10 protein-coding genes are annotated in these 7,018 nt (G+C 51.4%); 8 read left to right on the top strand and 2 right to left on the bottom strand.

Translation table 11 applies throughout. The features are described 5' to 3' along the window. Positions 1-35: 35 nt before the first annotated feature. On the bottom strand, positions 36-404 hold the full coding sequence (locus AC097N_RS06535) for a type II toxin-antitoxin system Phd/YefM family antitoxin (protein WP_479580079.1): 369 nt from the start codon (positions 402-404) through the stop codon (positions 36-38). On the opposite strand from AC097N_RS06535, the gene AC097N_RS06540 reads away from it, so the two are divergent. From AC097N_RS06540 to AC097N_RS06555, 4 genes are all read left to right on the top strand, one after another. Beyond that, positions 403-567 carry a hypothetical protein gene (locus tag AC097N_RS06540; protein WP_479580080.1) on the top strand — a complete coding sequence of 55 codons (165 nt, stop codon included), beginning with the start codon at positions 403-405 and terminating at the stop codon, positions 565-567. The two genes, AC097N_RS06535 and AC097N_RS06540, sit on opposite strands and share 2 nt — an antisense overlap. A 422-nt stretch (positions 568-989) precedes the next feature. Then, positions 990-2,075 (top strand): hypothetical protein, encoded by a 1,086-nt coding sequence (locus tag AC097N_RS06545; RefSeq protein WP_479580081.1) that lies wholly within the window; start codon positions 990-992, stop codon positions 2,073-2,075. 401 nt (positions 2,076-2,476) lie between these two features. Further along, positions 2,477-2,872, top strand: coding sequence for a type I restriction endonuclease subunit M (locus AC097N_RS06550; protein ID WP_479580082.1), 396 nt, complete (start codon positions 2,477-2,479; stop codon positions 2,870-2,872). Next, positions 2,823-3,638, top strand: a complete 816-nt coding sequence (locus AC097N_RS06555; RefSeq protein ID WP_479580083.1) for a hypothetical protein — start codon at positions 2,823-2,825, stop codon at positions 3,636-3,638. Before AC097N_RS06550 ends, AC097N_RS06555 begins: the two co-directional genes overlap by 50 nt. Here the strand turns inward: AC097N_RS06555 and AC097N_RS06560 are convergent. After that, positions 3,635-4,060: a helix-turn-helix domain-containing protein gene (locus AC097N_RS06560; RefSeq protein WP_479580084.1), complete on the bottom strand. Its 426-nt coding sequence runs from the start codon at positions 4,058-4,060 to the stop codon at positions 3,635-3,637. The genes AC097N_RS06555 and AC097N_RS06560 overlap by 4 nt on opposite strands. A gap of 106 nt (positions 4,061-4,166) precedes the next feature. On the opposite strand from AC097N_RS06560, the gene AC097N_RS06565 reads away from it, so the two are divergent. From AC097N_RS06565 to AC097N_RS06580, 4 genes are read left to right on the top strand one after another with little or no spacing between them, the layout of a single operon-like run. Beyond that, complete coding sequence (locus AC097N_RS06565) at positions 4,167-4,544, top strand: hypothetical protein (RefSeq protein WP_479580085.1); 378 nt, start codon at positions 4,167-4,169, stop codon at positions 4,542-4,544. Positions 4,545-4,564: 20 nt separating this feature from the next. Continuing rightward, complete coding sequence (locus AC097N_RS06570) at positions 4,565-4,984, top strand: hypothetical protein (protein WP_479580086.1); 420 nt, start codon at positions 4,565-4,567, stop codon at positions 4,982-4,984. A gap of 12 nt (positions 4,985-4,996) precedes the next feature. Further along, positions 4,997-5,860, top strand: coding sequence for a hypothetical protein (locus tag AC097N_RS06575; protein WP_479580087.1), 864 nt, complete (start codon positions 4,997-4,999; stop codon positions 5,858-5,860). 29 nt (positions 5,861-5,889) lie between these two features. Continuing rightward, positions 5,890-6,912, top strand: coding sequence for a serine hydrolase domain-containing protein (locus AC097N_RS06580; RefSeq protein WP_479580088.1), 1,023 nt, complete (start codon positions 5,890-5,892; stop codon positions 6,910-6,912). Positions 6,913-7,018: the final 106 nt, after the last annotated feature.

Raw genomic sequence — 7,018 nt, forward strand, 5'->3', positions numbered from 1 at the left:
GGTCAATTCAACCGATGGGCGTTTTGTGCTGACCGTCATTTAGTCCCTTGTTCATCTTTTAGCTCTTGTGCTTGATCGCTTTCGGTGACTGTCTTGTCGTTCGCCACGTTGTTACTGTAAGTCGCAAAATCCGCTTGTTTTGTCACTACGCGCCGTCTCAAGGCCGCAAGCTTATCTTTGACATCATCGCCACTCTTTTCGTCGTCGATGGAGTCCAGATACTCACTCAGTTCCCGCTCCATTTCGCGGAACTGAAAGAGTTGCGACGCAGTGATGATCGCAACGGTCATCTTGCTGTGCCTCGTGACCACGAACTCACGGCCTGCCAGCACTTTCTCAATCACCTTGGACATGCCTGAGCGCGCCTCAGAAAACGGAATAAGCTCGTCTGACGAAAATTTCATGTCGATTCGACCATCAAAAAATGAGCGTAAATATTGCACCGATTTTACGCTCAAAGTCAGATTTAGACAAGAAATCCAAGAAAACTCCAAAAATGCTCAAAATTTAAGCAAATTGACCATTTTCGTGGTTTGGCTGGCCGATCACCATGAAGCACTTTTTTGACCGCATTGAGGGGCTCAATGGGGCGTGTTTGGGGGTAAAAACACCACTTTTAGATGGTCAATGAGCTATTTTTGATGGCTTTTATGCGTAAAATCGTATAAAATGGAGCTATCGGTAGCCAACTTCGCAAAACAGCCGTTTTGACCGGATTTTGACTGCTGACAACTGACAGCGAGCAAGCAGACTTTTGCTTGTTTGAAACCACCCCAATCGTTCTGTTTTGGGGCCGCAGCCCGAGACAATTTGGCTGCACTGAAATCCCACCCCGCATTCGAGCACCTTCAGACCGTGTTCCTGAGCCTTCAACGCATCAGGACGTTTCGTCACGTCTGTGGTCGTTTGCATCCCTGAACCCCTGACTGATCCTGTGCCACCGCCAGCCCTGACGGGCACAACGGTATGCAGGGTCATGGAGAAAAACCATGTGCCTCGATGAATCCCTGACTCAAGCCTTTGCCACTATCCGCGAAGCCGCCTGCTTCGACAGCCATAGCCTTGTGCCGCACCCCGACAATCTGCGATTCCAATTCTGCATCGAGCGTCAAGCCATGCACCGACTGGGCACTAAATTGGTCGAGATTGTGAGCAGCCCCTACGGCGAGGATTTGCAGTATTGCGCCCACACCGTTCGTCGTCATTTTTGGAAAGATTTGGGACTATCGCAACCACCCGAATTGGCAACCAATGTGCCGCGTTTTTTGCTCAAGCCTGATCACAAAATCGAGCCGCGAACCGAACCACAAGAACTAGCCTCCCAATTGGCGACAGTGCTGATGCCGGAGACACCTGTGCTGTGCATCGTGTCATCCAAGCTGGCGCTACTGCAAAAGTTGTTGAATCTGAACGATACGGCTATCAAATTCTTGGCATTGGCCTATTCAAAATGCTGCATTCACAGCTTGACCAAAGACGAGTCCAGTAGCCTCAAAATTGCACTGTCCCACATCGGCGTGGCGGACAACATGCATCGCAACCGCGCTGTATCCGTTTTGCTAGACGTGCCGCTTGCTGAGGTTGAGGCCATGTTTGCAGCGCCGTCAACACTCGTTTCTTTGAGATTCGTTGATGCTGCCGTCTTCAACCAGAGATGCACTTTGCGCGATATATTTGCACTGACCGATGAGTTTGTCACGCTGCTGGAAACGCCGTTCCGCTCACACGAGGCACTGCTGGCAGGCATTCTGGAGCAAGAACAAGATTTCGACTTGCTCGACGACGGCGCAACACCCATCGGCTACCTGTATGAAATTCTGCCCAAGGACATAGCCGAAGCATATGAATGCGCTGTGTTAAGTCGTCCATTGAATTCCCTTCACATCAATGCATTGGTGAGTTGGTTCACCGGAGGGCATCGAATGCTGCCATCGTTCTATTCGTCATTGGCTGGCCGCCTTACGGTTGACGGCGTGCGAGAAACGATCAAACGCGCTGCGCTGAAATGCTGTCAAGCCAACAAGCCGCTTGATGTTCATGCAGTGATGAAAGCACTTTACGCAGCTTCGGCATAGGCGCATGCCGTGTTGCTCAACTTCGGGAACAAAAATGCGGAAATCTGAACTCGGAATTCTTGACCCGGACGAAGCCCCTCCGGGCTTTGTTGCGGTACTCAAAAGCGACGTTGTGACTGCTGGCCTTGGAAATATCTGCCGCGCATGCGATTGGCGCAGTGATTGCAATGGCTTTGAATATCGCTGCATGCCGTACACGGTTGTCAGCAGTCGCAACGGGCGCGAGTTGAAGCGATTAGACGGTTGCAGTGTCGTATTCAAACGCCGCTTAAATGTTGAGTGACATATTGCTGTGCTGACGCAGTAACGCCACTCCACTGACTTTCAACACCAACGCGACGTATCGGATAGCCAATGCCGAGGCTTTGCCACGTCCATTTTTTTACAACTCGGAGAAGACCATGACCCACCACGACACCAATACAGACACGGCACAACCAAAGCCACCCGTGACCATCATCACCAATGCCGCGAAGCTCCAACTGGGACAGTGCGTTGCTACACCGGGTGCGCTTGCACTGCTGGAGAAAACCGGATTCAGTGCGGCGTTTATCGTCAACCGCCACCTTCATGGTGACTGGGGTGACGTATGCAAAGAAGACGCTGAACTGAATGAACTGGCGCTGAAAGACGGCTCACGAATCATGTCGGTGTACCGCTTGGTTACACCTGAAAAACTGAAAGCCACGTCACATTCAAAACGTTCGGAACTACCAAGCCTATGGCTGATAACGGACGCTGCTGACGATGACGGAATCCGACGCTGTACCACCGTACTTTTGCCTGAAGATTATTGATATGACGGCTCACAAATCCAAGTCAACCGCCGTCGTTTCATACAGGTTCCAACGCTATTACCCAAAGCTGCAAACCTCGCACTACCTGGCTGTGAAAACAAGTCAAAGACAACTGCCAGCGCATGTGACGTTTTTTCAAGGCAGAACAGATGGTTGTTGCGGCTTGATGGTGTTCCTCTCCCTGCTTGTAATTTTTGATCTAGCGAAAAGTTCGGCGCTTGAAAATCTATCAAGAAGGAAGCACGGAATTCCGGCGCTTGTCTGGTCAGCATTTAGTCACACGTACTTTTCAGGTGTTCACGCACATGAATTCGTCACGCTGGTTGACTCACTCAATCTGCCGCTTAACTTGACCCTACGTGAAAGCAAAGACGGCGGCTTAGACCACTGGGTGGTGGATTGTTTGATGCGCGGCGAATTGGTAGCCATTGTTACTGCCAACGCCAAGAACTCCATATCCAAACATTGGTCACTGGCACTAGGTATCGAGGGTTTGGTTGCTGGACGTGAAACGCGACCAGACACGATTCTGTTGCTCGACCCATCGGCCAGTGAACCGAGTTACAGGCCACATAACGCAAGGCTCCGCGTGCCGATCACTGGCCCCGGTAGCCGTGCTGGAAAGTCTGCCGATGAACTGAGCCAGTCGCCCAAAGGCAAAGCAACGAGCAAGCCCGTTATTTGGCTTTACGAGTCCGGTGATTTTGCGACCGACCAGTGCCGAATAGTGTCAGCGGTTCGGTTTCGGTTTTCGGAATGGTCTTAGCCAGCTTTGAGTTTGGCCGCTGACGTGGTTTGTTTGCGTGGCGATTTTTTCGCCAGATTGCGTACCGATCCTGAATAGTTGAGTCGGCGAGATACGCCACCTTTGGCAACAGGCGGCATGGTTACTTTGATGTCCACAAATAGCTCGGCCAAGGTGATTTTTAAGCAGTAGCAAATCGTAGCCAGCGTCATGAGCGAAACGTTTACTCGCCCGGTCTCGATTTTGGAAATTCTCGAACGCTCGATTTCTCCTTCGTGAGCCAGCGTCTCTTGTGACATTCCGGCCGCCTTGCGGTGACTCGAAACGCTCTGACCAATCGCTTTCGTTACCTCGTTGGGCAGTCGAATCGGCATCTCGCTTTCTTTATCTTGAAGCGAGACCTTTTTCAGAGTCGGGATGGTTCCTTGGTTGGCAGTTTTCATGCCCCATAGGTTCACCATTTGGGCCGTATAGCACCACGTCTTAAACAACACAAAACATGCGAAAATGTGCGCTAAAGAACACAATAGTTAGGCATGAAACATCATCATGAAAGCTCCAGACGATGAACACATCAACAAAATCATCAACCCCGTTTATTGCAGAGGATGCGGAAAAAGTATCCATGCTGATGCCATTTCCTGCCCGCATTGCGGAGCACAACAACAGCTAACCACCGGAGCGGTGGCAGGCAGCCCCGCACTTGCCATCGTGGCGTGCGTGATTGGCGTACTCATGGTTATTTCCTTATTGCTCGCTGATGCCGCATGGGATCACGACGCTTTTGTCGGCGGAACCGCGCTCTCACTGCTTGCACTGGTTTGCGGCGCACTCAGCCTTCATCAACAAAACCCCAGTAAATCAACCGCCGTGATCGGACTGGTGACAGCAGGCATCAGCCTGTTGATCTGTATCGGCAATCTTTAACAACTCAAGGGAGATTTTCTATGACCAACTTTGTTCATTGCCGTGGCTGCGGCGTACAAATACACGAGACCGCAGTGACCTGCCCAAAATGTGGTGCGCCCCAAAACATCGCAAGCCCGGTCAGCGCCAAGGCCATTGCCAATAACTTTTCTGACTCACCACAAGGCTATTCCGCCGTGCCGTGGTTCCGCCGTCGATGGTTGGTATTGCTGTGCCTCATCAGCTTCACCCCCATAGCCAGTCTTCTTGCGATGACTGGAGATATTTTCTACAAAGGGAAAACCGGAGAGGTCAAAACCTTTCCGAAAAACATCAAAACCGGGTTAATGATCGCGACCTTGCCGTGGTTCATGTACATCTTGAACAGCGACAGCTCCTCAGGTGCCTTGGCTGCGCTGGGTCTAGTCGTTTTGGCAATCATTCTGGCGCTCAAAAAGTAGGAGTATTTGCAAATGAAAGCAAAACTACTTTGCGCCAGTCTTTTGATGTCCATGCTAGTAGCCTGCGGAAACAAACCCCCGCAATGTTCAGACGAAAAATCCATCGACCTGGTGAAGCGCATCTTCCATAAGTCACTGGCAGAAAAGCAAAATGAACCCGGCGAAGATGCCTCATTGTTGGAGAAGATGAAGCAGGATGTCAAATTGGTGGTCAGCACTATACGTACCGCTGCAACCGATGAAAAAGTGGGTAAGGTTACATGCGATGCCGTGCTTGAAGCCGAGTTGCCACCCGCAGCAAAAGTGCCGATGGAAAACCCCATATTCAGAAATGCAATGTTGCGTGATCCTGCAACCCGCGACCTGAAAGTAAATGGTCTGGTCGTATCAACAGAAATTCAGTACACGTCACAAATGACCGACGACAAGAAGGAGCACTTGGTTGAAATGCGCGGGTTCAAGGGTGTTGTTGATTTGGTATCTGCACTTGGCAACATGGGAGTCTTTAAGCAAGTAAGTGCCACAACCACCAACGATTTCAAGGTTACGGCAACACCATCAGCGGAGGCGGAAATCGCAGCCGCCAAAGCCGCACCCAAGCGCAACGTTTCCGGCGTGACGTTGCAGGCGTTTGAATGCGGTGACACCTGTCAACTGAAATACGTTGATGCCAACGGCAATAACCAGACTGCGATTTGCACCGATACAAAGGGTTGTCAATCATGGGCTGAAGGACCAAGGGGCTTTGTACCACTGATCGGAGCCAAAGCTGACTTGGTTATCGGCAAAAAGTACATGCCTGAAGGAGGGGTGACGATGGACAACGTGGTGAGCATTTCTCTTTCGGATGTCGAAACTCCATCAGCATCGAAATGAACCATTAATTGATTTTTGAAAGACTTCGCATGAACAAGAAGATTTCCTTGATGGCGGCTACTGTCGCATTGCTTTGTGGTCAAGCCTTCGCCCAAAACAACCCCTATGCTGACGGCAATGCCGCCGCTCCTGACGAATGGCTGTTGGTCAAAAAAGGCAACCCGTGGTGGTATGAAACCAAGCCGAGCCCCATGCCTGTTCAGCTTCAAAAGCGCACGCCCACGACAGCGGAGCAAGTCATCATTGATAGAGCACGCGCATTGGTGGCAAATCGGCCTGCCAAAGCGTTTGTTTTGATGGATGGTGACACGGTGCTGTATTCAGAGACAAAAGCGCCTGCGGACGCTGATTCAGTCTTCTTTGGCTTCTCCATGGGCAAGACGGTCACAGCTATGGCCGTTGGTCAGGCCATTTGCGCAGGAAAGCTCAAGCTGGAAACCAAGGTCAGTGACATCATGCCGGAACTCAATGGCAAGGCACTGGGCAATGCTACTGTGCGAGATTTGCTGCGCATGGCATCCGGTGCGGCTGACCCCAACCCGGACAGTTCAGTATGGACACCTGAGCAGTTCAAAGAATGGGGTCGTGGCAATCTGAATCTGGTTAACTTGGTGACGGAGGATCGTATTGCCAAAGCCGCGAAGGGCGTATTCTCAGATTTCAAACCGGGTGAAGTGTCTACCTACAAAAGTACAGACCCCTACGTGCTGGGCATCATGGTCAGCCGCGCTACGGGTACAACATGGAGCCAGTGGATTCAGGAACAAATCTTGAATCCAATGGGTGCGGCTAAAACGGGCTTGTACGTTCAAGACCGCCAACAAAACGGATTGGCCGACAGCGGGTTACGGATGCGGTTAGACGACTGGATGCGGTTCGCTGTGTGGGTCAAGCGCAGTTCAAAAGAGGCAGGGTGTTTCGGTGACTACGTGCGTGCAGCCACCATCACTCAGATTTCCAATGGAAGTAGCCCCAGCACCCGCAAGATGGGTAAGCTCTTTGGTGGCTACGGCTACTTCACTTGGACAGAAAACAGCTTAGGGCTACGCTGAACAAGTGCCGTCAAAACGCCAGCCGAGGCTGATGACAGTGCGATTTCTTGAAAACGAAGCGTCAATCGCCCTATTTTGTGGCCCCTGGGGCCTGTTGTCAGGGCCT

This window comes from Rhodoferax sp. LS1R11 (assembly GCF_056521395.1).